The sequence below is a fragment of the Pseudomonas sp. UBA3149 genome (assembly GCF_002364655.1).
GTDB classification, from domain to species: Bacteria; Pseudomonadota; Gammaproteobacteria; order Pseudomonadales; family Pseudomonadaceae; genus Chryseomonas; species Chryseomonas luteola.
This window is the reverse complement of sequence record NZ_DEYV01000010.1, coordinates 477,163-501,593: the sequence shown is the minus strand read 5'-3', so window position 1 is coordinate 501,593 and position 24,431 is coordinate 477,163. Positions and strand designations below refer to the sequence as shown.

Genomic DNA, 24,431 nt, shown 5'->3' with positions numbered 1-24,431 from the left:
ATTGTCAGACAATCACTTAGAAGGCTGCAGTGGTCCTGCTGTTCCACGTCGCCTGATAAACCGGACAGGGGAACAGGAACACACCACATCACGAACTCCTTTCCCCATAACAGGCTCATAACAACAGCGAAGCGATATCGGATTAACAGAGGCTCGCGAGCGGCCCGTTACTGATTGCTTCTGAACGCTGTGTAGAAAGCGAGACCATGATGAAAGCCTTCGCCGATCTCTATGCCCGCCTGGATGCAACAACCTCAAGCAATGCCAAGCTCCAGGCCATGCAGGATTACTTCAACCAGGCCGAGCCTGCCGATGCAGCCTGGGCCGTTTATTTCCTGGCCGGCGGACGCCCGCGGCGAACGGTGCCCACGCGCCAGCTTCGAGAGCTGACGATTGCCGCCTCGAACCTTCCGGAATGGCTGTTCGAGGAGAGCTATCAGGCGGTAGGCGATCTGGCAGAAACGATGTCGCTGCTTATTCCTACCGCCGAGCATCTTTCGGATGAGGGTCTGGCGGTCTGGATGGAGGAGCGGCTTCTGCCCTTACGTGGCCTTGCGCCGGAAGAACTGGCTGAGCGCCTGCCGCAGCTGTGGTCGCAACTGGACCGGCCCAGTCTCATGGTCAGCCTCAAGCTTATTACCGGCGAGTTTCGAGTTGGCGTATCCAAGCTGCTGGTTACGCGCGCGCTCGCAACCATGGCAGGCCTGGATGCCAAGCGCGTAGCCCAGCGTCTGGTGGGCTATACGGACCTGTCCCATCGTCCGACTGCCGAAGCTTACCTTGCGCTGATCGCTCCCGAGTCGGACGATGAACATGCCCAGCGTGGCGGGCAGCCCTATCCGTTTTTCCTGGCGCATGCCCTCCAGCTACCCGTCGATCAATTCGATGCCCAGCTGGGGCCTGTCGAGAACTGGCAGGTGGAATGGAAATGGGACGGCATCCGCTCGCAGTTGGTCAAACGCGACGGGCGCCTGTGGATCTGGTCTCGGGGCGAGGATCTGGTCACCGATCGTTTTCCCGAATTGCACGCGCTCGCCACCTGCCTGCCAGACGGCACTGTCATTGACGGTGAAATTGTCGTCTGGAAAGACGAGGAAAGCCCCGACCTGCTGATGAGCAGCAAAGAGGTCACCCACCAGCAGGCCGAACACGCGCCCGGCGAGCCTATTCCGTTTGGTGTCAAACCCTTTGCGCTCTTGCAGCAGCGCATCGGTCGTAAAACCCTGAGCAAGAAGCTGCTCGACGATGTACCTGTAGTCATCCTGGCCTATGACCTGCTGGAATGGCAAGGGCATGACTGGCGCAGCCGCCCGCAGCATGAGCGTCGGGCGCAACTTGAAGCGGTCACCGCACAGTGCAACAGTCCTCTTTTACGCCCCTCCCCCCTTCTTGCCGGTGAAAGCTGGCAGGACCTTGCCCACCAGCGGGAGGCCTCCCGCACGCTCGGGGTGGAAGGCATGATGCTCAAGGCCCGGGACTCGCTTTATGGGGTGGGACGCACCAAGGACATGGGCGTCTGGTGGAAATGGAAGGTCGACCCGTTCTCGGTGGATGCGGTACTGATTTATGCCCAGCGCGGCCATGGCAGACGCGCCAGCCTATACACCGACTACACCTTTGCCGTCTGGGATGGCCCGCCGGGCACCGAGCGTACCCTGGTACCTTTCGCCAAGGCTTATTCGGGTCTGACCGATGAAGAAATGCGCAAGGTGGATGCCATTGTGCGCAAGACTACTGTCGAGAAATTCGGCCCTGTACGCAGCGTCCAGCCAACACTGGTATTCGAACTGGGTTTTGAAGGCATAGCCCTGTCCACGCGGCACAAGAGCGGCGTTGCCGTGCGCTTCCCGCGCATGCTGCGCTGGCGTCACGACAAGCCTGTTGAGGAAGCAGATACGCTGGACATCCTGCAAGGCCTGCTGGTTTAACCAGACAGGCCTCCTTTACAGACGTCTCAGAATGCGACTGATGTCTGTAGATAGACGGTACGCGGCTGCCCCAGGTATTTGCCCTTGTTGTTGTCGTCAAAGGAGCGGGTGTAATACTCGGTATTGAAGATATTCTTCACCCCGACCGCTACTTTCAGGTTGGACAGTTGCGGACCAAAGTCATAAGCCGCACGACTGTTCCAGGTCATGTAGCCAGGGATACGGCCGTTGCTGCCATCGGCGCTCTCCTCCACCGTATTGGCATTATCGGCGTACTGGCTGGATTGGAAGGCGCTGTCCAGATCCAGACGCCAGGCATTGTGGGTGTAGCCTACGCCCAGCGTACCCTTGTGTTTGGACGAGAACGGTACACGGTTACCCTTGTTTGGCCCCTCTTCACGAATGGTGGCATCCACGTAGGCGTAGGTTGCGTAGACATCGAATCCGGCCAGGCTCGGGCTCAGGTCTTCCAGCTGATAAGTCACGCTGGCCTCAAGACCGCGGTGGCGTGTTTTACCACGGGCGATAACCGTATCCAGCGTCTGACTGCTGTCGTACTGGTTATCAAAATTGATAAGAAAGGCTCCCAACTCCGCCTTCAAAGTCCCGTTATCGTAACGAGTACCCACTTCCCAGGTGCGTGCCTTTTCCGGCTTTACTTCACCTGCAGCAACCCGGTTCGGCATCTGGCTGTACTGGACCGAACCAAACGAGCCCTCTGTGTTGGCATACAGGTTCCAGGTGTCGGTTACGTGATACATCACGTTCAGCGCGGGCAGCGAGGCGTGGTAGTCACCTTTATAAGGTGTATTGTTGAGCTTGTTGACCTGCTCGGAATCGATCAGCTCGTAGCGAATACCTGGGGTGAACGTCCATTTGCCGATGTCGATACGGTCGTCGATATAGAACGCATTGGCCTCGGTACTGCCGCGGGTGTCGCGATCCTTGCGGCTGGACGTGGATGGCCGCTCCGTGGAGGTCGGTACCCGATATCGCAGCTCGTGACTGGCTTCGTTGACATAGCGGTAGCCGATGCCCACCTCATGCCAGCTCTCGCCTAAAGAAAAGCCCTGGGAGAACCGGGTTTCCACCCCACGCACCCAGTACTCGCGGGGCGATAGCGACTGGAATGTACCTTGATCCAGATAACCGCTGCGTAGGGTCTTGGTGAAGAACGTATTCACCGTGAACTTCCGCGCGTCTTCTTCATACTGATATCCCAGGCCGACCAGGGTACGACGGCCCCAGAATTTATCCAGGGGACGTGTGGACTGGTACGGGTTGCTGTCGAAATCGGCAACCGACAGGCCACCCGGCATCTCTGCCTTGCCCCCGTAGTACTGGCCGATCGCCGTAAAGCTGTTGGCGTCATCGAGCTGGTATTTACCCTTGAGGATCAGATCATCAATCTGCGTATCACTGTGCTCACGGTAGTCACCGCCCCGTACGCCTGAATACAGCAAGGCGCCACCCAGACCGTTTTCCCCCGTACCACCAATGAGCAGGTTGCCACTGGTCTTGATACCGTCATGACTTGAAGACGGACTGAGTTCGTTCTGGATGCCGCCCTTGACGGTAAAGTCGTCAGGAATGGCACGGGTCACGAAGTTGACGATACCGCCCACGTTCTGCGGGCCATAGCGGACTGCACCACCACCGCGCACCACATCGACTGCATCCATGTTGCCCATGGAAATGGGTGCAAAGGACAACTGTGGCTGGCCATAGGGTGCAAACGGGACCGGGATGCCATCCATCAACACTGTCGAACGGGATGCGAGACGCGGATTGAGGTCTCGGATACCAAAGTTGAGTGCCATGTCATGGCTGCCGGTTCCGTTGTTTTCCGGCGCATTCACACCGGGAATCCGGTTGAGCACTTCACGCGCCGTGGAGGCGCCGACCCGCTCGAACTCATCGCGGCGGATCACATCCCGTGCCCCTGGATGCTCGAATACATCCTGCTGCTGCGCATCACCCAGCCAGTCACCTACCACGGTCAGGGTTTCCAGGTTGGCTGCTGCCCCCTCATCGTTAGTGGCAGATGCCGGAACAGCAACGGGTTGCAGGCTATAGCCACCCTTCTGCGCGACGGCCTCAAGCCCACTCCCCTCCAACAGATGGCTCAACCCTTCGAAAATACCGAATTCACCCTCCAGCCCTTGAGTGGTGCGGTTCGTCGTCAGATCGGGACTGAACGCCACCATGATATTCGCCGTCTGGCCGAACTGGTTGAGGGCGGCCTCCAGCGGACCGGGGGCAATATGAAATGTTCGGCTCATCTCAGCCTGAGTAACCGTTTGCGCCGTTGCCATCAGCGGCACACTGCCAAGCAGCACAGCTGTACCGAACACGACATGGCGAAGCGCCCGGCTTAAAGGGGTCAATGTAAATGTAGAGGAAGACATGAGATCAGCCTGCAGTAAGGGTACCTGCCTTACTTGTCACGCGAGAAGTGGAAAAGGCTCACCGCTGATTGAAAATATTCAACTCACGCTGTGCGAGGCTGAATGCTGATCCAGTAGCGCGTCCGCCGCTGGATGCGCACCGGCTGGGTAACTTCCAGCATGGCCAGGATGGCTTCTATGTCCTTGAGTGGATACGTTCCTGAAACCAGCAGACTCTCAACGTGCTCGTCGCACTTCAGCCAACCGGGCTGATAGCGAGATAGCTCCTGGATGAACTGCCCAAGCGGCATATGGGCTGCCACCAGCAGACCGTCACGCCAGGCATCCAGACCACTATCGAGCGGTACTACCTTACCCAGGTGGTGCGCGCTAAAGCGTACCTGTTGCCCCGCCGTCAGGGTCGTGGATAGATCCGGCCGCTCGGCACAACGCACCTGAACGCTGCCAGCAAAAACACTCAACCGGCAGCCATCGTCGAACTTGCGAAGATTGAAACGCCCCTGGGTTGTTGAGACCATGCCTGCCTGGCTCTGTACCGAAAATGGCAGGGCTGAATGGGCAGCGTGTAACAGTATCTCGCCACGAATCAGCATGAGCTGACGCTGCGTAGCCGTGATGCTGACATTCACAGCACTGTCGGTATTCAGATCAAGGCGGCTGCCATCGGTCAGGATAACCGTTCGCTGCTCCCCAATCCGGGTGTGGTAGTCCGCCAACCAGGGCTCGGCACGCTCCTTTAAGAGCCAGGCGGCCGGGCCCAGGAGGGCAAACACCCCCATGAGCTTCAGCGCCTCGCGGCGACCGTATGCGGGCTTGCTCAATACAGCCTGACGCGCAGCCTTTGAGGGCAACCCCTGCAGCCGCTGGTTGATGGTCTCGATCCGCTGCCAGGCACGCTCGTGCTCAGGATCAGCGGCCCGCCATTGTTGCCAGGCCCGATGCTCTTCCTCGCCTGCCCCCGCCTGCAGCTCTACCAGCCACTGCACGGCCTGCTCGGCGATCCGGGGAGAGATGGGCGCTGTCACGCCATGCACTCCGCGAAATAACATTGCTGAGCGGCCTTGGCGATGTACCGCTTGACGGTTGCCAGCGAAACACCGAGATGTGCGGCGATATCGGCGTATGGCATTCCGTCCAGCTGTGCCAACAGAAAAGCCTGTTTGATCGGTTCAGCCAATCCATCCAATACGCGAGCCAACTCCAGAAGTGTTTCCAGAGCGATAGCACGAACTTCCTCGCTGGGAACCTCCTGCTCAGGCAAGGCCGCCAAGGCATCCAGGTAGGCCCGCTCGATATCCTGACGTCGGTAATGATTGAATAGGACACGCTTGGCAACAGTAATGAGAAAAGCCCGAGGTTCAGCAAGCTGGCCCAGCTCCTGACTTCCCAGGAGGCGAATGAACGTATCGTGGGTCAAGTCATCTGCACTATCGGAGCACCCCAGACGCCGGCGCAACCATCCAAATACCCAGGAGCGATGCTCATGATAGAGCTGGCCAAGATCCCCCTGTGGTGAAGTACTGCTGGCGTGCACACCGATATCCTTGCGCTAGAATCCTAGGCATTCACTTAATGATAATTGTTCTCATTATAGGCAAGCCTGGATGATTACAACAAGGGTTAAGCTCAGTTTGCCACTATATAAATGGGCTGGTATTACATAAAACGTTAGCGTCAGCGGACACTATTCCTCAATGCGTACGATGTTGCGGCAATCTGGAAAGGCGCTGCAGCCCCAGAAATAGGCGCCAGCATTGCTTCCTTGCCTGGCCTTGCGCATGACCATGGGCGAGCCGCATTTCGAGCATATCGGAGACGCTGCCTCGCTCGCCGCCTCCCCTTTGCTGGAGCGCCGGGCTGCTGTGCGTTTGCGCGAGGTCAAGGCCCCGCCCTTCTGTAAGACAGCCATGATCTCTTCCCGCACCTGCGCAGTCGAATAAGCCCCTTGTACCGGAATCTGGATAAGCGGCAAGGCAATCGCCCGACAGACGCCCACCACAAAGAGGTCCCGTGCCTGCCGATCAGGCCGCTGGTGGGAGCTGTCATCCAGCTCGATAACCGCCACGAATGACAGGTCATCGCGGTTGCAGAGGACGTAGTCGAAATGTTTGGCGCTGATCTTGTTGAAGGCTCTGTACCAGCTCTTTTGGTCCCGAATGGCTTTCACGCTAGCCACATCTGCAATGCGGACCTTGCCAAAGATGCGGTAGTCCTCACCAATCGCCTCATCGAGTACGGTTAAAAAGGCGCGTTCAGCAGGTGTAAACAGCGCTTCGTTAAGCACATAGGGAAACGCTCGCTGGGTATCACGCGAACGCAGCGCGATGACGATACAAAGAAAAACAACGACGCCAAGCCCGACATAAAGCCAGGGATGCGCTGACAACAGATGAACCATGAGATGACCAACAGCAGGAAAGGCGGATAAAAACAGATGCGTTATACGCCGGCAGCCTATAACGATGCGGTGTTCAGGATGAGTGATAGTACAGGCAAGCCGATGGACTCTTGCGCTTCCATCGGCTCAACAGGGATCAGCTAAGGGCTCAGCGCTTGCCAGCAGGCTCGTATGCGGCCTTGAGCAGACTGCGCAGCCGAAAGCTTTCCGCCATTTTTATGAAAAAGGCCAGAATCCAGACGATGAGCGGCAATCCGTACTGCTGAGTACCGCGAGCGAACTCAACACACATGGCGATGGTACCGAAGAGTGCCAGAATGAGCGCAAGCACGAACAGCGCGACCGACTTACCATCATGTGCAGGAAGATCACCCACATGAGAGGCATTTGCCCGAGGCTCTTTCACCGTCAACTCCAGAAAACAATAAACCTTCGAATAGCTTAGCCTGAACAGGGTATCAGGGGTAGCACATCCAGAAGCTAGCGATCACAGATCATACGGACGTGTCGCTCGTACAGGTCCGGCAAGCGTTCTAGAACGGCCTCCCGCCCCAACATGGATGACTCGGCAACAACCTGCTCCAGCAGATCCAACGTTAGCCATTCGAGCGCAAGGGTTGCCAGCGGCTCATAACTGAGGTGCCAGGGCTCTTCATACATACCGCCCCGGTATTCCCGATAAGGTCGAAAAAAGCCGAACTGTTCGATGTGCGCATCGAGCCAGAGATGCAGCTTATGAAACACACCGCCGGGCTGCGTCTCCTCAGGCAGCAGCTGAACGACATACCCTGGCGGAGCCTGGGTCAGGTCAACCACATCGATTTCGGTGCCCCAGTGATGGCGGCTTGCGCCTGGCAGAGCTGACCAATTCAGAATGCAGTCGATGCGCTCATCCACGGCAAGAGCAGACTGATCACGCACCTGGCCGTTGCGGTCATACAACGGCTTTTCACCGGCAAACTTACGGTTCCAGATTCTGAGCTGCGTCCTGTAGTCACGAAAGGCACTGAATGGATGCAAGGTAAATCCATCCCTCCGTGCAGCCTCCTGCATTGCCTTGAACGGCGCATAGACCTCACGATGGATCGCATAGCGTGGGTTATCGATCTGCAACAGATGCGTTCGCGCCCTGCCTGTCAGCTCCCATTCGTCAAGCATTACCCGCTCCCGTATACGCCTTGATCAATCTAGAAAGATCATGTCATCCAATCGTTTCGAATCCACCCACCGTTTCGCTGCGTTGCTACAAAGCGCACCTCTCTTGGGTGACACTTCCCAAATGGCATACCAGGCTGTATGCACACCAATCAGTTTCAAGATGCCATCATCCTTTCGCACCAAAGCTGTGCAACCTCCTGCTCTCTTAGGGAATTACGCACATTTTAGGTGCAGGATAGTGAATAAAGGCTGCCTTATTCTTCCCGGACGAGACGCCTGGCCTACTCTGTGTTTATGGACATGACCTCAATATAGTGGCAGTTGGTTCGGTTATTGCTGCGAACAGCCCGTCATCTGCAGCGCGACCTCTGGTACGCACTCTATTGCAATTATTCGTATTAGGACGACCCATGAAAAAGAAATGGCTGACCCTCTCCGCAATTGCGCTGTGCCTTTCCGCGGGCTCTGCGCTGGCGAAGGACATCAAGGAGATTCGTTTCGGTGTAGACACCACCTATCCTCCTTTCGAATACAAGGCACCGGATGGAAGCTTTGCAGGATTCGATGTAGAACTGGGCAATGCCATTTGTGAAAAGCTGGCGGTGAAATGCCGCTGGATCGTCAGCGACTTCGACGGATTGATCCCAGGCCTGCGGGCACGCAAGTTTGACGGCATCCTGTCCTCGCTGACCGTAACGCCTCAGCGAGCCGAGCAGATCGACTTCACAGACCGCATGTGGTCAGGCAACTCGTCCATGATTATGGAGAAAGGTGCCAATCTAGAGCCTACGGCCGAGTCACTCAAGGGTAAGGTCGTTGGTGTTCAGCAGGGCACCATTCAGGAAAACTTTGCCAAGACCAAGCTAGCCACTGCCGGCGTGAAGGTACAGAGCTACCAGGACCAGGATCAGGTTTATGCTGACCTGACCTCGGGCCGCATCGATGTATCCATGCAGGACATGTTGCAGGCCGAAGGAGATTTCATGAAATCTCCTCAAGGCAAGGATTATGTCAACCAGTCGATTCGTGACGAGCTGCTGCCTGCCGATACCGCCATTGGCGTACGCAAGGGCAACGACGAAATGAAGGCCCTGCTGAACAAGGGAATCGCGGCCATTCATGCCGACGGCACCTACGAGAAGATTCAGAAGAAGTACTTTGGCGATCTGGATATCTATAACAACAAGTAAGATCCGCCTTAACGTCAGCGCCTCCCGCTTGTGGAGGCGTTGGCATTTCAAGACCTATAAGAACAGCGCGATCAAACATGCCGCAGACTTCGTTCGACACCTTTCTTGAAAACCTGGGGTTGGGCGCCTTCGCACTCCACGGTTACGGTCCTCTACTGCTGGAAGGCACCTGGATGACCATGAAGCTGGCTGTCCTGTCGCTGGTGGTGTCAGTCATCCTGGGCCTGCTCGGCGCCACGGCCAAACTATCCCCCATCAAGGCCTTTCGCCTGCCCGCCGCCCTGTATACCACGCTGATTCGGGGCGTCCCTGATCTTGTGCTCATGCTTCTGATCTTTTACAGCCTGCAGAGCTGGCTGGGCGAGTTCACCGATTACATGGATTGGGACTATATCGAAATTGATCCGCTTTCCGCCGGGGTACTGACCCTGGGTTTCATTTATGGCGCGTACTTCACCGAAACATTTCGTGGGGCGATCCTGGCGGTGCCGCGGGGGCAAATCGAGGCCGCCACCGCATATGGCATGACACGTACGCAGACCTTTTTTCGGATTACCTTTCCGCAAATGATGCGCTTTGCCCTACCTGGCATCGGTAATAACTGGCAGGTGCTGCTCAAGGCCACGGCGCTGGTCTCCATCATCGGCCTGAGCGATATCGTCACCGCGACTCAGGAAGCCGGCAAGACCACCTACAAGATGTTCTACTTCCTGATCCTGGGCGGCGTGATCTATCTGCTGATTACCGCACTGACCAACCAGGTCCTGAACTGGCTGGAGCGCCGTTATTCTGCGGGTGTTCGGGAGGCTGTACGATGATCGAAATCCTGCAGGAGTACTGGCGCGCCTTCCTCTGGACGGATGGTTATGGTTTGTCGGGTCTTGCGATGACCCTGTGGTTGCTGACGGCCTCGATCGCCATCGGCTTCGTGGCATCGCTTCCGCTTTCCGTTGCGCGACTATCGCGCCACCGTCTCATTCGCTGGCCGATACAGTTCTATACGTATGTGTTCCGAGGCACTCCGCTCTATCTCCAGCTGCTGATCTGCTATACCGGGATCTACAGCATCGAAGCTGTACGCAACCAGCCACTGATGAACGAGTTCTTCAGGGATGCACTGAATTGCACCATTCTGGCTTTTGCTCTCAACACCTGCGCCTATACCACCGAGATCTTTGCAGGTGCGATCCGCAATATTCCCCATGGTGAGATCGAGGCAGCCAAGGCCTACGGCCTGACAGGCTGGCGGATGTACATTCACGTCATCATGCCGTCTGCGCTACGCCGCGCCCTTCCCTACTACAGCAACGAAGTCATTCTGATGCTGCATTCCACGACGCTGGCGTTCACGGCTACCGTCCCGGATATTCTCAAGGTCGCTCGTGATGCCAACACTGCGACATTCCTGACCTTTCAATCCTTTGGTATTGCGGCGATTCTGTACCTCATCCTGTCCTTCACGCTCATTGGCCTGTTTCGCCTGGCCGAGCGCCGCTGGTTGGCCTTTCTTGGCCCGGCCCGCTGACCCTTCATGCAGGATGCCACGACCCGCAGGGATGCGGGCTGATTCATTAGGAGTTACCTCATGCGTCACGCCACACACGACCTGATCTCTCCGGTGCCCGGCACCGATCGCAAGATCCACAGCTTTCATTTCGGACCGCAGGACAGCGGCCGCAAGATCTACATCCAGTCCTCGCTGCATGCTGACGAACTGCCCGGCATGCTGGTCGCCTGGAAACTCAAGAATCAACTCCGCACACTGGAAGACGCAGGCCGTCTGAAGGCCGAGATTGTGCTGGTTCCGGTCGCCAACCCTATCGGGCAGGATCAGCAGGTCATGGATATTCACCTGGGCCGCTATGAGCTGGAATCCGGACAGAACTTCAACCGTCGCTTCCTGGACATGACCAGCAAGGTCATTGCTGAAATCGAAGGCACCCTGACCGACGACCCCGCACAAAATCAGGCGTTGGTGCGCAAGGCCTTCAAGGCAACACTTGAGCGTGAGACCGCGAACAATCAATTGACGTCTCAGCGACTGGTTCAGCAGCGGCTGGCCTGTGACGCCGAGATGGTGCTCGACCTGCACTGCGATTTCGATGCGGTAGAGCATCTCTACACCACACCGGAAGCCTGGGATCAGGTAGAGCCCCTGGCCCGTTACCTGGGCTCCAAGGCCAGCCTGCTGGCCACCGACTCTGGCGGTCAGTCATTTGATGAGTGCTTTACGCTTCTGTGGTGGAAGCTGAATCAGCAGTTCGGTGAACGCATTCCCATGGGCAGCTTTTCCGTCACGATCGAGCTGCGAGGCCAAATGGATGTGTCCCATGATCTGGCTGAACAGGATGCCCAAGCCATTCTCGACTACCTGACCCACTACGGCGTCATCTCCGGCGAGGCGCCTGCACTGCCGGAGCTGCCATTCCCTGCCACGCCGCTGGCGGCCGTAGAGCCGATTGAAAGCCCTATAGGGGGTGTTCTGGTCCTGATGGCAAAACCAGGCGATGTAATCGAAGCCGGACAGGTCATCGCCGAAGTGATCGACCCGATTGCCGACCGGGTAGAGCCTATCCGCAGCTCGGTGTCAGGTGTCCTGTATGCCTGCGCCAATCGCCGTATGGCCACAGCCGGCATGGCGGTCGCACGCGTGGCAGGCACCGAAGCCTATCGCAGCGGCTACCTGCTTTCGCCGTAACGCTCGTTTCTGGCACACGGCGAGCCCGCGCAGACGGGCCGCCTTGTGGCCGTGCTCCGATGTCTGGAGCACGGCCGTTTGATTGGAACAAGGACTTCATATGTACAAGCTGACCGTCGAAGGGCTGCATAAGCGTTACGGCGATATCGAAGTGCTCAAGGGTGTCTCGTTACAGGCCCGGACGGGCGATGTGATCAGCCTGATCGGTGCCAGTGGCTCGGGTAAGAGTACCTTTCTGCGGTGTCTCAACTTTCTCGAAATGCCGGATGCCGGTGTCATGACGCTGGATGGCAATCCCATTCGCCTGGAGCGGCACGGGAATGGGCTGCGCGTAGCGGATCAGGCTCAACTGCAACGCTTGCGCACCCGGCTGGCCATGGTGTTCCAACACTTCAACCTGTGGAGCCATATGACCGTACTGGAAAACATTACCCTGGCACCTCGCCGCGTGCTCGGCTTGGGCAAGCAGGAAGCCGAGGAGCGCGCTCGCGCTTACCTTGACAAGGTAGGTCTTCCTCAACGCGCCGCCGATCAGTATCCGTCTTTTCTCTCAGGTGGTCAGCAGCAGCGTGTAGCCATTGCGCGAGCCCTGGCCATGGAGCCGGAAGTCATGCTGTTCGACGAACCCACGTCTGCACTCGATCCAGAATTGGTAGGCGAAGTGCTCAAGGTCATCCAGGCGCTGGCCGAGGAAGGCCGTACCATGCTGATGGTGACGCACGAGATGGGCTTTGCGCGACAGGTGTCCTCACAGGTTGTGTTTTTGCACCAAGGCCGCGTCGAAGAAGCGGGGGCACCCTCTGAGGTACTGGTCAAGCCACAAAGCGAACGCCTGAAGCAGTTCTTGAGCGGCAATCTGAAATAGACCCTATGTCCTTGAGTGGCGGCTTTCTCTCTGCCGCTCAAGGATGTCAAAAAGGGAACCTGCCTACCGCTTGATACTCCGAAGCATAAGCATGACGGAGTCCATCAGTTGCCTGACGATATGATTTCTTCCCCCCGCCTGGGTGCCGCCTGGTTCGCTCAACGTGGCTGGTCGCCCTTCCCTTTTCAGGATGAAGTCTGGCGCGCGGTCGAGCATGGCGAGTCGGGCCTGCTTCATGCGACCACCGGATCCGGCAAAACCTACGCCGTATGGCTCGCGGCACTCAACAGCTTTGCCAAGGACAAACCGCTAACGGCCAAGGGTGAACCCAGCAAACGCAAGCAGGCGGCAGAGCCACTGAGCGTACTGTGGCTGACCCCTATGCGAGCCCTGGCCGCAGACACAAAGCGTGCATTGGAAGCCCCCGTCAATGATTTGGAACTCAACTGGACGGTCGGCCTGCGCACAGGCGATACCAGCAGTGCTGAGCGGGCCCGGCAGAGCCGCCGTCAGCCTACCGCGCTGGTCACCACGCCGGAAAGCCTCTCGTTGATGCTCAGCCGTGAAGACAGCCGCGAGATTTTTTCCAGCCTGCGCATGATCGTGGTTGATGAGTGGCATGAGCTGCTGGGTAACAAACGTGGCACACAAGTCCAGCTGGCCCTTGCACGGCTGCGCCAGTGGAACCCTGCACTGGTGGTCTGGGGGTTGTCAGCCACGCTGGGTAATCTTCCCCATGCGCAGGAAGTGCTGTTGGCGGGTCATCCAGGCCGGCTGGTTCAGGGCAAGCTAGCCAAAGACCTTCTAGTAGACACGCTGTTGCCCAAGCGAGGTGTGGAGCGCTTTCCCTGGGCTGGGCATCTGGGAGTACGAATGGTGCCCCACGTTGCAGACGAGATCGAGCACAGCGCAACCACGCTTATATTTACGAACACCCGAGCGCAGGCCGAAATCTGGTATCAGGCACTGCTTGAGGCCCGTCCCGAATGGGCGGGACTGATTGCTCTGCACCATGGTTCCCTGGACCGCGAAGTGCGTGACTGGGTTGAACTGGGGCTCAAGGAAGGCAAGCTCCGGGCCGTAATCTGCACCTCCAGCCTGGACCTGGGTGTGGATTTTCTGCCAGTGGAGCGCGTACTACAGGTGGGCTCGCCCAAAGGCGTTGCACGTCTGCTGCAGCGCGCCGGGCGAAGCGGCCATGCCCCGGGACGTCCCTCCCGCGTCACGCTGGTGCCTACACATAGCCTGGAACTGGTCGAGGCGGCAGCGGCCCAGAAAGCCGTGGCCGCCCGGCGAATCGAATCCCGCAGCGCGCCGCCCAAGCCATTGGATGTACTGGTACAACACCTCGTCACCATTGCGTTGGGCGGCGGTTTCGATCCGCAGGCCTTGCTTAAAGAGGTCCGTACAGCCTGGGCTTATCGCGAACTGACGGACGAGGAATGGGCATGGTCCCTGGCCTTTGTTCGTCACGGCGGTCACTCGCTCACGGCTTATCCCGACTACCGCCGTGTAGAACCGGATGAACACGGTATCTGGCGCGTACCGGACCGCCAACTGGCCCGCCGGCATCGCATGGGTATTGGCACTATTGTCAGCGAGTCGGCCCTACGGGTGCAGTTCTGGACCAAGGGCGGCGGTGGCGGCAAGTTGGGCAGTATCGAGGAAGGTTTTATCGCCCGCCTGAAACCCGGTGATCACTTCCTGTTCGCTGGCCGCGTGCTGGAGCTGGTGCGTGTGGAAAACATGACAGTGTATGTGCGGCGGGCAAGTAGCAAGAAAGCGGCCATTCCACGATGGAGCGGAATGCGTATGCCGCTGTCGGACGAGATGGCCGAAGCCGTCATTGATGAGCTTACCGAGGCGGATCAGGCGCGGTTCACCTCTCCCGAAATGCAACTGGTCAAGCCGCTGCTGGAGGTCCAGAAGCAGTGGTCTGCCCTGCCGACCCGCAATCATTTGCTAGGGGAAACGATGAAATCCCGAGAGGGCTGGCACCTGTTTCTCTATCCGTTTGCAGGACGACATGCACACCTGGGCCTGGCGAGCCTTCTGGCCTGGCGCATCGCCCAGAAACGACCGATCAGCTTTTCCATTGCCATCAATGATTACGGCTTTGAGCTGCTGTCGCCTAGCAAGGTGAACTGGGAAGAAGAGCTGAATGCCGAGCTGTTTTCCACCGGGACGCTTCTTGCCGATGTCATTGCCAGCCTGAACGCCAGTGAACTGGCGCAGCGACGGTTCCGCGAAATCGCCCGCATCTCAGGGCTTATCTTTACCGGCTACCCGGGCGCGCAAAAAAGTACCCGGCAGCTACAGGCCAGCAGCAGTCTTTTTTTCCAGGTGTTCCAGCAATACGACCCTGAGAACCTGCTGCTTACCCAGGCTGAGCAAGAGGTACTACGCCAGGAGTTGGATGTACGAAGGCTGGAAAAAGCCCTGAATCGCATGCAGGCACTTGAACTTAACCTGCACGCCATTGAGCGGCCTACCCCCTTCAGCTTTCCGCTTCTGGTCGAGCGTTATCGCGAAAGCATGAGTTCAGAGAAACTGGCGGACCGGATTGCACGTATGGTTCAAGATCTGGAAAACGCTGCTGGACCCGGTGATTACGAGCTGCCCGGCGAAGGAAATGACCTGATGGGATTGGGCGCAGGAGAGTCAGACCTGCCCGCTCGCCGCAACGGACGTGCTCCGCGTCAGACCAAAACCGGGCTTCCTCGTACAAAACAGCAAAAGACTGTGTAGCAATTCACGCTTTATCAGTATAAAGGATGAGTGCAATATCACACAATTAATTGGCGCGGTAAAATTGACAACTGCTTCATAAGTAGTTGATATGAAAAATCTTTTTAGTGCCTTACTGCTATTGTTGTCGGCCAAGGCGCGTGCGCCTGAATGGCAGGAAAGTCCCACGTTGGCCCAATTGTTCAAGCGAGCCAACCTCAAGGGTACATTCGTGCTTTACGATGTCTCGGCAGATACGTTTACCGGGTATGACCGGACACGTGCAGACACCCGTTTTGTTCCCGATTCCACCTTCAAGATCGTCAACAGCCTGATCGGTCTTTCCACCGCAACCATTCGTAACGTGAGTGAGGTACTGCCCTATGGAGGGCAACCGCAGCCCTTTCCTGAATGGCAGCGTGACCTGGGGTTACGTGATGCGATCAAGGTCTCCAGCGTACCGGTTTATCAGGAGCTGGCACGACGTATCGGCCTTGAACGCATGCAGGACTTTGTGCGCAGGCTCGAATACGGCAATGCGCAAGTAGGCGACAGTGTGGACGATTTCTGGCTGGCCGGACCGCTCAAGATCAGCGCCCTGGAGCAGGTACGCTTTTTGGCACGCCTGGCACAGGAACGCTTGCCTCTGCCCGAAACCGTACAGGCAACGGTACGCGACCTGATTTGTCTGGAGCAGGGAAAAGACTGGACGCTGTACGGTAAAACCGGTTGGGTTCAGAACCAAGACCCTGACCTTGGCTGGTGGGTCGGCTGGATTGAAAAACAGGGGCTGGTCTATACCTTTGCGCTCAATATCGACATGCCCAACCCTCAGGAACGGCACTTGCGCATTGATCTGGGTATGGATTGCCTCAGATCGCTGGGCATCCTGTAGACGCCGAGCAGCCTGTTGTCTGCCCAGGCTACGTTCCCAGGAACGAGGCTGTTAAAGTGGCAGGCTTTCCGCTGTTCTTGCATGTGCATGCGTACCCATATTCCCGTATCCCTTGCCGGCACTGAGGTGTGGTTGCTGGCTGACAAGGCCGTCTACTGGCCCGAGCAGAAGGCGCTGCTGATTGCCGATATCCATTTTGGCAAGGCAGCTGCCTTTCGTGCCCTTGGGCAGCCAGTACCCCATGGCACCACCGCTACCAACCTGGCTCGCCTGGATGCACTGCTGGAAGCCTACCCGACCGAGCACCTGTACTTTCTTGGCGACTTCCTGCATGCACCGGAATCCGATGCTCCGACCACGCTCAATGCGTTGGCGCGATGGCGTAACGCAAACCCATCGCTGCTCATCACCCTGATTCGGGGTAATCATGATCTACGTGCTGGGGACCCGCCCGCCTCGCTCAAGATCAACGTAGTGCCCGAGCCGCTCTTGATTGGTCCATTGGCGTTACAGCATGAGCCGGAATCGCACCCCAGCCACGTTGTGCTGGCGGGCCATATCCATCCGGCGTTCAGTCTGAGCGGCCGGGGGCGCCAGCGTCTGCGCCTGCCCTGCTTCTGTCTGGATAATGATGTGCTGTTGCTGCCGGCCTTTGGTGACTTTACCGGCGGATGGGAGATCAAGGCCTTGCCGGGCCGAAGGATCTTTGTGGTAGGCGATGGTGGGATCTGGCCATTGGGCTGATCCTGGGAACGCTGCTACTGCAGCGTTCAACAGAGGTTCTTCAATCCATTTGGGCAATGCCAGAAATCATGATGCCGTAACGTTCCAGCAGCGCTACCGTGGGGGCCTCATAGTCCTGGGGCAAATCGGAACTGTCATAACTATCGAGCGCTTGGTCCCGTACCAGTTGAGCGGCTTGCTCCATATCCGGTTTCTGTTCGGCTTCAGTTTCCACGACGGACGTGTTGCCATCATTGTTGGTATAGGTAATTTTCCACTTTGGCATCGCGCAAACTCCAGTAGCTTACTGAACTGTATCTTTAGACGCCGGATTGCGCCGCAGTTCTCTACAAAGCGCCTTTACCTGATGGGCTGCCCGAACAGCGCGTCCAGCATATGATCCAGCCCACCTCCCGTCAGCCCCATGCCTGCCAGCGTATTGCGTGCTGTGCTCAGATGGTTCTCGAGCTGCGTCTGTACCGACTCACGGCCCAGCAGCGCGACCAGCGTGGACTTGCCGTCATCCTGATGGGCATCCTTTCCCAGGCCATGTCCGTCCTGCAGGTCATCAAGCAGTTGGAAAGCCAGCCCCAATTCGGTAGCAAAACGATGCATCCCCTCCCGGACCGACGGCTTGGCACTGACGGCCAGAGTCGTCATGTCCAGCGCTGTCGTGAACAGGAGTCCGGTCTTGAGGTGATTGGTACTGTTAATAGCCTCCGCGCTGCGGCTTTTGGCTCCTTCGCGCAGGTCACGGTATTGCCCCCGCACCAGTCCTTGCGAGCCTACAGCGGATGTCAGCATGCACACCATCTGATTACGCAGGACAGGCGCAACACCTGATGTACTGGCGACGACGCAAAAGGCATGGCTGAGCAGCGCTACTGCTCCCAGAACGGCGACATCCTCACCAAACTGCACATGAATGGTAGGCCGACCGCGTCTGAGCGTGGCGTTATCCATGCATGGCATATCGTCCAGAAACAGCGAGGCGGCATGCACCATCTCAACCGCGCAGCCCAGATCCAGAATAGCCGGCGAAAAGGCATCCAGATCCCGGGAAGCCAACAGCATGAGCAATGGCCGTATACGCTTGCCAGGCGCCAGCGCACCCTCACGCATGGCGGCTGCGATCAGATCATCATTCTCGACCGGCGGAAGCAGCTCCTCTAGTCGGGTATCGATACGGGCACGCTCTGTTACAAGCTCGAAAGCGCATTCCTTCGGAAGTTTTGGCACTAATACCGTTGCCATGAGTCGAGATACTCCAGCACATGTAAGCGAGCCGACGAATGGTCGACACCAGCGACTCAACAATTTCCCTGATCCGATCTTGCAGATCAGAGCCGCTTGACGTACTCATGACCACAATAGCCGACGAAAGGTCGATGGCAACAGGAAAAAGGTAACTCATGGTTGATTGGGAATTGGCAAGTCGCAAGAACGATCACTTGGATATCGTCCTTGATCCTGCACGTGCCTTGAGCAGTATCACGACCGGGTTTGAGCAGATTCAATTCCAGCACTGTGCCCTGCCAGAGCTGCACCTGAACCAGATCGATCTTGCCACCACGCTGCTGGGCAAGCCGCTCAAGGCACCTGTTCTCATCAGTTCCATGACAGGCGGGCCGGAACGTGCACAGACCATCAACCGACACCTTGCCGAAGCGGCGGAAACGCTAGGCCTGGCGCTGGCAGTGGGCTCGCAGCGCATTGCCCTGCAGAACGGTGGAGACAAGGGGCTGACCGGTCAATTGCGGCAACTGGCTCCGTCCATTCCCCTTCTCGCCAATATTGGCGCAGCTCAATTAGTGGCGGGTTATGGCGTGACCGAGGCCCGTCGGGCAGTCGACATGATCCAGGCCGACGCCTTGATCATTCACCTCAACCCACTCCAGGAGGCAGTACAGTCCGGCGGCGATCGCAACTGGCAGGGCGTCCTGGCTGCCATCGAACATCTGGTTACACATTTGGGCGTTCCGATCGTCATCAAGGAAGTAGGCGCAGGCATTTCTGCTGATGTCGCCCAGCAACTGACAGAGGTGGGTGTCGCCGTGATCGACATAGCCGGCGCAGGAGGAACCAGCTGGGCAGCTGTCGAAGCCGAGCGTGCCCATAACGACCTTGATCGTCAGGTTGCTCAGGCCTTTATCAACTGGGGCATTCCAACCGCCCAGGCGATTGCTCAGGTCCGTGAGCAATGCCCGGACATTCCACTCATTGCCTCGGGCGGTATCCGCAACGGCGTCGATGCGGCCAAAGCCATTCGCCTGGGCGCCGATGTGGTCGGTCAGGCTGCCGCCGTGCTGCATAGCGCAACCCTGTCTCCAGAAGCCGTTCTGAACCATTTCGAAGTCATGATCCGGCAACTGAAGGTAGCCTGCTTCTGCACCGGCTCGGCGAATCTGGCCGAGCTGCGCAAGGCCCGCCTGTTAAGACCCGTTTCGCTCGCGGAGACCTGAATGCCTAATTTCGCCCTCATCGCCCCTGCATTTTCAAGCCATCTTCGCGCAATGGAAGCGATTGCCGAAACCCTGGTGGCGCGAGGGCACACGGTCAGCCTGCTCCATCAGGCGGATGTCGGCGAGCGGCTTCGTAGCAACGCCATCCGCTTTTACCCGATAGGCCTTGAGTCTCATCCGCCTGGCTCGCTGGATGCCATGATTCGCCGGGCCGGTAATCCAGGCGGCCCGCTTGGGCTGATGCGCGTTATTCATGATATGGCTCGCAGCACCGAGTTGTTTTGCCGCGAGGCACCGAAGATCCTGCGTGACCAGGCCGTTGATGCCGTAATTTCCGATCAGATGGAGGCCGCTGGGGGGCTTATAGCCGAGCATTTGCGTCTGCCCTACGTCTCGGTAGCCTGTGCCTTGCCGGTCAACCGGGACCCGCTTGTGCCTCTTCCTGTCATGCCATGGGGATACGACACATCGCCACGAGGCCGCCATCTCAATCAGGGCAGTGCCCAGGTCTATGACCTCCTGATGCACGAGCATGCCCGTGTCATCCAGCGATACGCAAAAACCTTTGGTCTTGAGCCTCGGTCAACATTGGCCGACTGCTTGTCGCCTTACGCTCAAATCAGCCAGTGCGTACCGGGATTCGACTTTCCCCGCACCGAGCTGCCAGCCCACTTTCACGAAGTCGGTCCGCTGCGCCTGCCCGCAGCTCAGGAGCCCGCTCTGAGCTATCCGATCCGCACCGACAAACCGTTTGTGTTCGCATCGCTAGGGACATTGCAAGGCGGACGTTTCACCTTGTTCGAACGGATCGCACGCGCCTGCAAAACGCTTGATGTGCAATTACTCATCGCCCACTGCGGTGGCCTCAACCTGCAGCAATGCGATGCCTTGAGGCAGGCTGGCGCTCACTGGGTTACAGACTTTGCACCGCAGCGAGCCACGTTGGCGCGGGCCGATGCGGTCATTACCCATGCCGGTCTCAACACTGTGCTCGACGCGCTGAAAGCAGGAACGCCCATGCTGGCGTTGCCAATTGCCTTTGATCAACCCGGCGTGGCAGCACGCATCGAGCATGCCGGCGTCGGCCTTCGCCTGAGCCCTAAGCGACTGACCTCCGGCAAATTGGCCCTTGCTCTGCAACGTCTTCTGACCGAACCGCATTTTCGTTGGAAAGCCCAGGCCTTTCAGCCTCGGGTTCAGGCAGCCGGCGGCGTACAAAAAGCCGCTGACCTTATTGAGGACGTACTCAGCAAGGTTGCCCTGGAGAGACCCGCATGAATACCTATGACCTGATCCTGGCGGGAGGTGGACTGGCCAACGGGCTGATTGCCCTGAAACTGCGCCAGACACGTCCAGAGCTCCGCATTCTGCTCATCGAGCAAGGCGACCGACTGGGTGGTAATCACACCTGGTCCTTTCATGAGCCGGACCTGACAACGGAGCAGCACGCCTGGATCGAGCCGCTGGTAGCCCATCGCTGGGCGGAGTATCAGGTATTTTTTCCTGGGCTTGAGCGGACACTGAGCAGTGGCTACGCCTCTATCAGCGCCGAGCGCTTTCATGACGTTCTGATGGAGCGCCTGGGTGATTCGGTACGTCTGAACGCTACGGTCAGCGCACTCGGCCCTGCAGAGGTCAGGCTTAACGGCGAAGCGTTTCAGGCGGCTGCAGTTCTGGATGGCCGAGGTCATCGCCCCAGCCCGCACATGGGGTTGGGTTTTCAAAAGTTTCTGGGCCAGGAGTTACAGCTCGCGCAGCCCCACGGGCTTTCCGGTCCGATCATCATGGATGCCACCGTTCCACAAACGGAGGGTTACCGTTTCATCTACGTCCTGCCGCTTACTCAGGACCGGGTTCTGATCGAAGACACCTACTATGCCGATGGACAGAACCTTGACCCTGATCGGCTGCGTGACCACATCGCCCGCTACGCCGCCGATCACGGCTGGACAATCCAGTCCCTGATCAGGGAAGAGCATGGCGTGCTCCCCATTACGCTGAGCGGTGACATTGAGGCGTTCTGGGCCGAAGCGGGAGACATCCCACCTACTGGTCTCGCCGCCGGACTCTTTCATGCTACTACAGGATACTCGTTGCCTGAGGCGGTACGACTGGCGGAACTTATCGCTAGCTGCTCCCGTCTGGATACCTCTACTCTTGTTGATACGGTTCGCCGGCATGCGCTGCAACGCTGGCGAACCTATGGATTTTTCCGCCTGCTCAACCGCATGCTATTTCTGGCCGGCAAGCCTGAGCATCGCTATCGAGTGATGCGTCGTTTTTACGGTCTTCCGGAACCCTTGATTCAGCGTTTCTATGCCGGACAGTTGAAGCCCAGCGATAAGCTGCGCATTCTGACAGGCAAGCCACCGGTTCCATTACGCGAGGCACTGACGGCGGCACTGGCCAGCCGCACCGGTCAAACAGGCGGACCGATTAAGGACATCTTATGAATACAGACGTCGTTTCCAATTCCAGGCAGGCTGTTGTCGTTGGTGCCGGTTTCGGCGGGCTGGCCCTGGCTATACGCCTGCAGGCCTCCGGGATTCGTACCACGCTACTCGAAAAGCGGGACAAACCCGGCGGGCGCGCCTATGTCTATGAGGACAAAGGCTTTACCTTCGATGCCGGCCCCACGGTCATTACCGATCCCTCGGCCCTGGAAGAGCTCTTTACTGTGGCAGGGCGCAAGCTGTCGGACTATGTCGAACTGCTGCCCGTCGATCCGTTCTACCAGTTGTGCTGGGAAGACGGCACCCGCTTCGACTATGTCAACGATCAAGCCACGCTCGATGCCCAGATCAAGTCACTCGACCCCGCCGACGTCGAGGGCTACCAGCGCTTTTTGGCCTACTCCCGCGCAGTCTATGAAGAGGGTTATGTAAAACTAGGTAGCGTGCCGTTCCTGAGCTTTCGCGACATGGTTCGTGCCGGGCCGCAGCTACTGAAGCTTCAAGCCTGGCGCAGTGTGTACGATCAGGTCTCCAAATTCGTTCGCAACGACAAGCTTCGTCAGGCACTCTCCTTTCATACGCTGCTGGTCGGTGGTAACCCGTTCGCTACCTCGTCCATCTATGCGTTGATTCATGCTCTGGAGCGCCAGGGTGGCGTGTGGTTTCCCCGTGGCGGTACAGGCGCTCTGGTCCAGGGTCTGGCCAAGCTGTTTCAGGACATTGGCGGCACATTGGAACTTAACACGCCTGTCGAGCGCATCCTGGTCGACAATTGTCGTGTAACAGGTGTCATTACCGCCCAAGGCAAGCAGATCAATACTGACCTGGTTGCATCCAATGCCGACGTAATCCACACCTACAAGAAGATGCTGGGTCACCATGTGCACGGTATCGTCGAGGCGAACCGTCTCAAGAAGAAGCGTCACAGCATGTCGCTGTTCGTGGTGTACTTTGGCCTGCGCCAGCGCCCTGAAGAACAGAAGCTTCAACATCATACGATCTGTTTTGGTAACCGTTACCAGGGCCTGATCGAGGAGCTATTTTCCGGTCCTGGCGTTCCTGAGGATTTCTCGCTCTACCTGCACTCCCCGTGCGTGACCGACCCCTCCCTGGCACCAGAGGGCTGCAGTGCTCACTATGTGCTGTCGCCTGTCCCGCACCTGGGCAATGCACCGGTAGACTGGTCGGTAGAGGGTCCGAAGTACCGGGACCGCATTCTGGCCTACCTGGAAAAGCATTACATTCCAAACCTGAATCGCGACCTGGTCACCAGCCGGATTTTTACACCCGAGGATTTCCGCACTGAACTCAATGCGTATGTCGGTTCAGCCTTCTCCCTGGAGCCAATCCTGACCCAGAGCGCCTGGTTCCGGCCGCATAACCGAGACGCCGCTATTCCCAACCTTTATCTGGTCGGTGCCGGCACCCACCCGGGAGCAGGCATTCCTGGTGTAGTCGGCTCGGCCAAAGCGACCGCAAGTGTGATTCTGGGGGACCTTGGAGCAGCCATATGAATACGGCAGTCGTCGAACACGCAACGCAGTCCATCAACGTCGGCTCCAAGAGCTTTGCCGCTGCGGCCAAACTGTTCGACGAACAAACCCGTCAAAGCGCCGTGATGCTTTACGCCTGGTGCCGCCATTGTGACGATGTGGTGGACGGCCAGGACCACGGTCATGGACAGGTTGAAGGCGACCGGACGGCAAGCGAAGCCCGTCTTCAGGAACTTGAAGATCTGACGCGCCGTGCCTATACAGGCGAGCCCATGAGCGAACCGGCTTTTGCCGCCTTCCAGCAGGTCATCCAGCGCCATGCCATCCCCGAGCGCTATCCTCTTGAGCATCTGGCGGGTTTCCGCATGGATGTTGAAGAACGGGTCTACTACCGCCTCGACGATACCCTCCAATACTGCTACCACGTCGCCGGCGTGGTAGGCGTCATGATGGCAATGCTCATGGGTGCACGCGACGAAGACACGCTCGACCGCGCCTGTGATTTAGGCATGGCGTTTCAGCTGACCAATATCGCACGGGACATTGTGGAAGACGCCCGCATAGGCCGAATCTACCTTCCTAGGGAATGGCTCGATGAGGCAGGCATTCCCGTCGCCGAACTGGCTGATCCCGCGCATCGTGTCCGCCTGGCCACCCTGGCGCAGCGTCTGGTCGCGCTGGCTGAACCCTACTATGACTCAGCCGCTACCGGTATTGCCGACCTGCCTCTGCGCTCAGCCTGGTCGATTGCGACCGCTCGCGCCGTTTATCGGGAAATTGGTCTGAAAGTTAACGCACGAGGCCCTAGCGCCTGGGACAGTCGGGTATCAACCAGCACCGTTGATAAGCTTCGCCTGGTGATAAGAGGCGCTCTACGTGCACTGGCTTCACGGGCGGGCCGCTCTAGTCCGCGCCCCGCCGATCTATGGACCCGTCCGCGGTAAGTGAACGCACCGGGCGGTAGTGTCTCGTTACGAAATGAAGACTTGCGTCTTTTGCTGAAATTGGTCACAAACAAGGCGTCGCACGGCGA

22 protein-coding genes are annotated in these 24,431 nt (G+C 58.1%); 14 read left to right on the top strand and 8 right to left on the bottom strand.

Going from position 1 to position 24,431, the window contains the following annotated elements:
- Positions 1 to 206: 206 nt before the first annotated feature.
- Positions 207 to 1,928 (top strand): ATP-dependent DNA ligase, encoded by a 1,722-nt coding sequence (locus B3729_RS08385; RefSeq protein ID WP_409438656.1) that lies wholly within the window; start codon positions 207 to 209, stop codon positions 1,926 to 1,928.
- Positions 1,929 to 1,954: 26 nt separating this feature from the next.
- Here B3729_RS08385 and fecA read toward each other — a convergent pair whose 3' ends face one another.
- The 6 genes from fecA to B3729_RS08355 all read right to left on the bottom strand — a co-directional run bounded on the left by fecA (position 1,955) and on the right by B3729_RS08355 (position 7,892).
- On the bottom strand, positions 1,955 to 4,336 hold the full coding sequence (gene fecA / locus B3729_RS08380; protein ID WP_286787591.1) for a TonB-dependent Fe(3+) dicitrate receptor FecA: 2,382 nt from the start codon (positions 4,334 to 4,336) through the stop codon (positions 1,955 to 1,957).
- An 83-nt stretch (positions 4,337 to 4,419) separates the two neighbouring features.
- A complete protein-coding gene (locus B3729_RS08375; protein WP_286787590.1) occupies positions 4,420 to 5,361 on the bottom strand; it encodes a FecR domain-containing protein in 942 nt (313 codons plus the stop codon).
- Positions 5,358 to 5,870, bottom strand: coding sequence for a sigma-70 family RNA polymerase sigma factor (locus B3729_RS08370; protein WP_286787589.1), 513 nt, complete (start codon positions 5,868 to 5,870; stop codon positions 5,358 to 5,360). Before B3729_RS08370 ends, B3729_RS08375 begins: the two co-directional genes overlap by 4 nt.
- A gap of 150 nt (positions 5,871 to 6,020) precedes the next feature.
- Entirely contained in the window at positions 6,021 to 6,734 is a 714-nt protein-coding gene (locus B3729_RS08365; protein WP_286787588.1) for a DUF2726 domain-containing protein, read from the bottom strand.
- 148 nt (positions 6,735 to 6,882) lie between these two features.
- Positions 6,883 to 7,140, bottom strand: coding sequence for a hypothetical protein (locus tag B3729_RS08360; RefSeq protein WP_219652394.1), 258 nt, complete (start codon positions 7,138 to 7,140; stop codon positions 6,883 to 6,885).
- Between the two features lie 74 nt (positions 7,141 to 7,214).
- The gene (locus B3729_RS08355; protein WP_286787587.1) at positions 7,215 to 7,892 is read right to left on the bottom strand and encodes a M15 family metallopeptidase; all 678 of its coding nucleotides are present in this window, start codon (positions 7,890 to 7,892) and stop codon (positions 7,215 to 7,217) included.
- 410 nt (positions 7,893 to 8,302) lie between these two features.
- Here B3729_RS08355 and B3729_RS08350 point away from each other — a divergent pair, with 410 nt between their 5' ends.
- The 8 genes from B3729_RS08350 (at position 8,303) to pdeM (ending at position 17,011) form a co-directional block, all read left to right on the top strand.
- Positions 8,303 to 9,082 carry a transporter substrate-binding domain-containing protein gene (locus B3729_RS08350; RefSeq protein ID WP_286787586.1) on the top strand — a complete coding sequence of 260 codons (780 nt, stop codon included), beginning with the start codon at positions 8,303 to 8,305 and terminating at the stop codon, positions 9,080 to 9,082.
- Between the two features lie 77 nt (positions 9,083 to 9,159).
- A complete protein-coding gene (locus B3729_RS08345; RefSeq protein WP_010795008.1) occupies positions 9,160 to 9,900 on the top strand; it encodes an ABC transporter permease in 741 nt (246 codons plus the stop codon).
- On the top strand, positions 9,897 to 10,607 hold the full coding sequence (locus B3729_RS08340) for an ABC transporter permease (protein WP_010795009.1): 711 nt from the start codon (positions 9,897 to 9,899) through the stop codon (positions 10,605 to 10,607). The genes B3729_RS08345 and B3729_RS08340 overlap by 4 nt, the downstream gene beginning before the upstream one ends.
- 60 nt (positions 10,608 to 10,667) lie before the next feature.
- Positions 10,668 to 11,780: a succinylglutamate desuccinylase/aspartoacylase family protein gene (locus B3729_RS08335; protein ID WP_010795010.1), complete on the top strand. Its 1,113-nt coding sequence runs from the start codon at positions 10,668 to 10,670 to the stop codon at positions 11,778 to 11,780.
- Positions 11,781 to 11,880: 100 nt separating this feature from the next.
- Entirely contained in the window at positions 11,881 to 12,645 is a 765-nt protein-coding gene (locus B3729_RS08330) for an ABC transporter ATP-binding protein (protein WP_286787585.1), read from the top strand.
- A gap of 120 nt (positions 12,646 to 12,765) precedes the next feature.
- Positions 12,766 to 15,393 (top strand): ligase-associated DNA damage response DEXH box helicase, encoded by a 2,628-nt coding sequence (locus B3729_RS08325; RefSeq protein ID WP_286787584.1) that lies wholly within the window; start codon positions 12,766 to 12,768, stop codon positions 15,391 to 15,393.
- 91 nt (positions 15,394 to 15,484) lie between these two features.
- Complete coding sequence (gene blaOXA, locus B3729_RS08320) at positions 15,485 to 16,267, top strand: class D beta-lactamase (protein WP_197872307.1); 783 nt, start codon at positions 15,485 to 15,487, stop codon at positions 16,265 to 16,267.
- A gap of 87 nt (positions 16,268 to 16,354) precedes the next feature.
- Positions 16,355 to 17,011, top strand: coding sequence for a ligase-associated DNA damage response endonuclease PdeM (gene pdeM, locus B3729_RS08315; RefSeq protein WP_286787583.1), 657 nt, complete (start codon positions 16,355 to 16,357; stop codon positions 17,009 to 17,011).
- Positions 17,012 to 17,051: 40 nt separating this feature from the next.
- Here pdeM and B3729_RS08310 read toward each other — a convergent pair whose 3' ends face one another.
- The gene (locus tag B3729_RS08310) at positions 17,052 to 17,276 is read right to left on the bottom strand and encodes a hypothetical protein (RefSeq protein WP_010795015.1); all 225 of its coding nucleotides are present in this window, start codon (positions 17,274 to 17,276) and stop codon (positions 17,052 to 17,054) included.
- Between the two features lie 74 nt (positions 17,277 to 17,350).
- Entirely contained in the window at positions 17,351 to 18,244 is an 894-nt protein-coding gene (locus tag B3729_RS08305) for a polyprenyl synthetase family protein (protein ID WP_286787582.1), read from the bottom strand.
- Positions 18,245 to 18,402: 158 nt separating this feature from the next.
- On the opposite strand from B3729_RS08305, the gene fni reads away from it, so the two are divergent.
- The 5 genes from fni to crtB are packed head-to-tail and all read left to right on the top strand — an operon-like array spanning position 18,403 to position 24,342.
- Complete coding sequence (gene fni, locus B3729_RS08300; protein ID WP_150347006.1) at positions 18,403 to 19,452, top strand: type 2 isopentenyl-diphosphate Delta-isomerase; 1,050 nt, start codon at positions 18,403 to 18,405, stop codon at positions 19,450 to 19,452.
- A complete protein-coding gene (locus tag B3729_RS08295) occupies positions 19,453 to 20,730 on the top strand; it encodes a glycosyltransferase (protein WP_286787581.1) in 1,278 nt (425 codons plus the stop codon).
- Positions 20,727 to 21,905, top strand: a complete 1,179-nt coding sequence (gene crtY / locus B3729_RS08290; RefSeq protein WP_286787580.1) for a lycopene beta-cyclase CrtY — start codon at positions 20,727 to 20,729, stop codon at positions 21,903 to 21,905. The genes B3729_RS08295 and crtY overlap by 4 nt, the downstream gene beginning before the upstream one ends.
- A complete protein-coding gene (locus B3729_RS08285; protein WP_219652403.1) occupies positions 21,902 to 23,419 on the top strand; it encodes a phytoene desaturase in 1,518 nt (505 codons plus the stop codon). Before crtY ends, B3729_RS08285 begins: the two co-directional genes overlap by 4 nt.
- Positions 23,416 to 24,342 carry a 15-cis-phytoene synthase CrtB gene (crtB, locus tag B3729_RS08280; RefSeq protein ID WP_074823682.1) on the top strand — a complete coding sequence of 309 codons (927 nt, stop codon included), beginning with the start codon at positions 23,416 to 23,418 and terminating at the stop codon, positions 24,340 to 24,342. Before B3729_RS08285 ends, crtB begins: the two co-directional genes overlap by 4 nt.
- Positions 24,343 to 24,431: the final 89 nt, after the last annotated feature.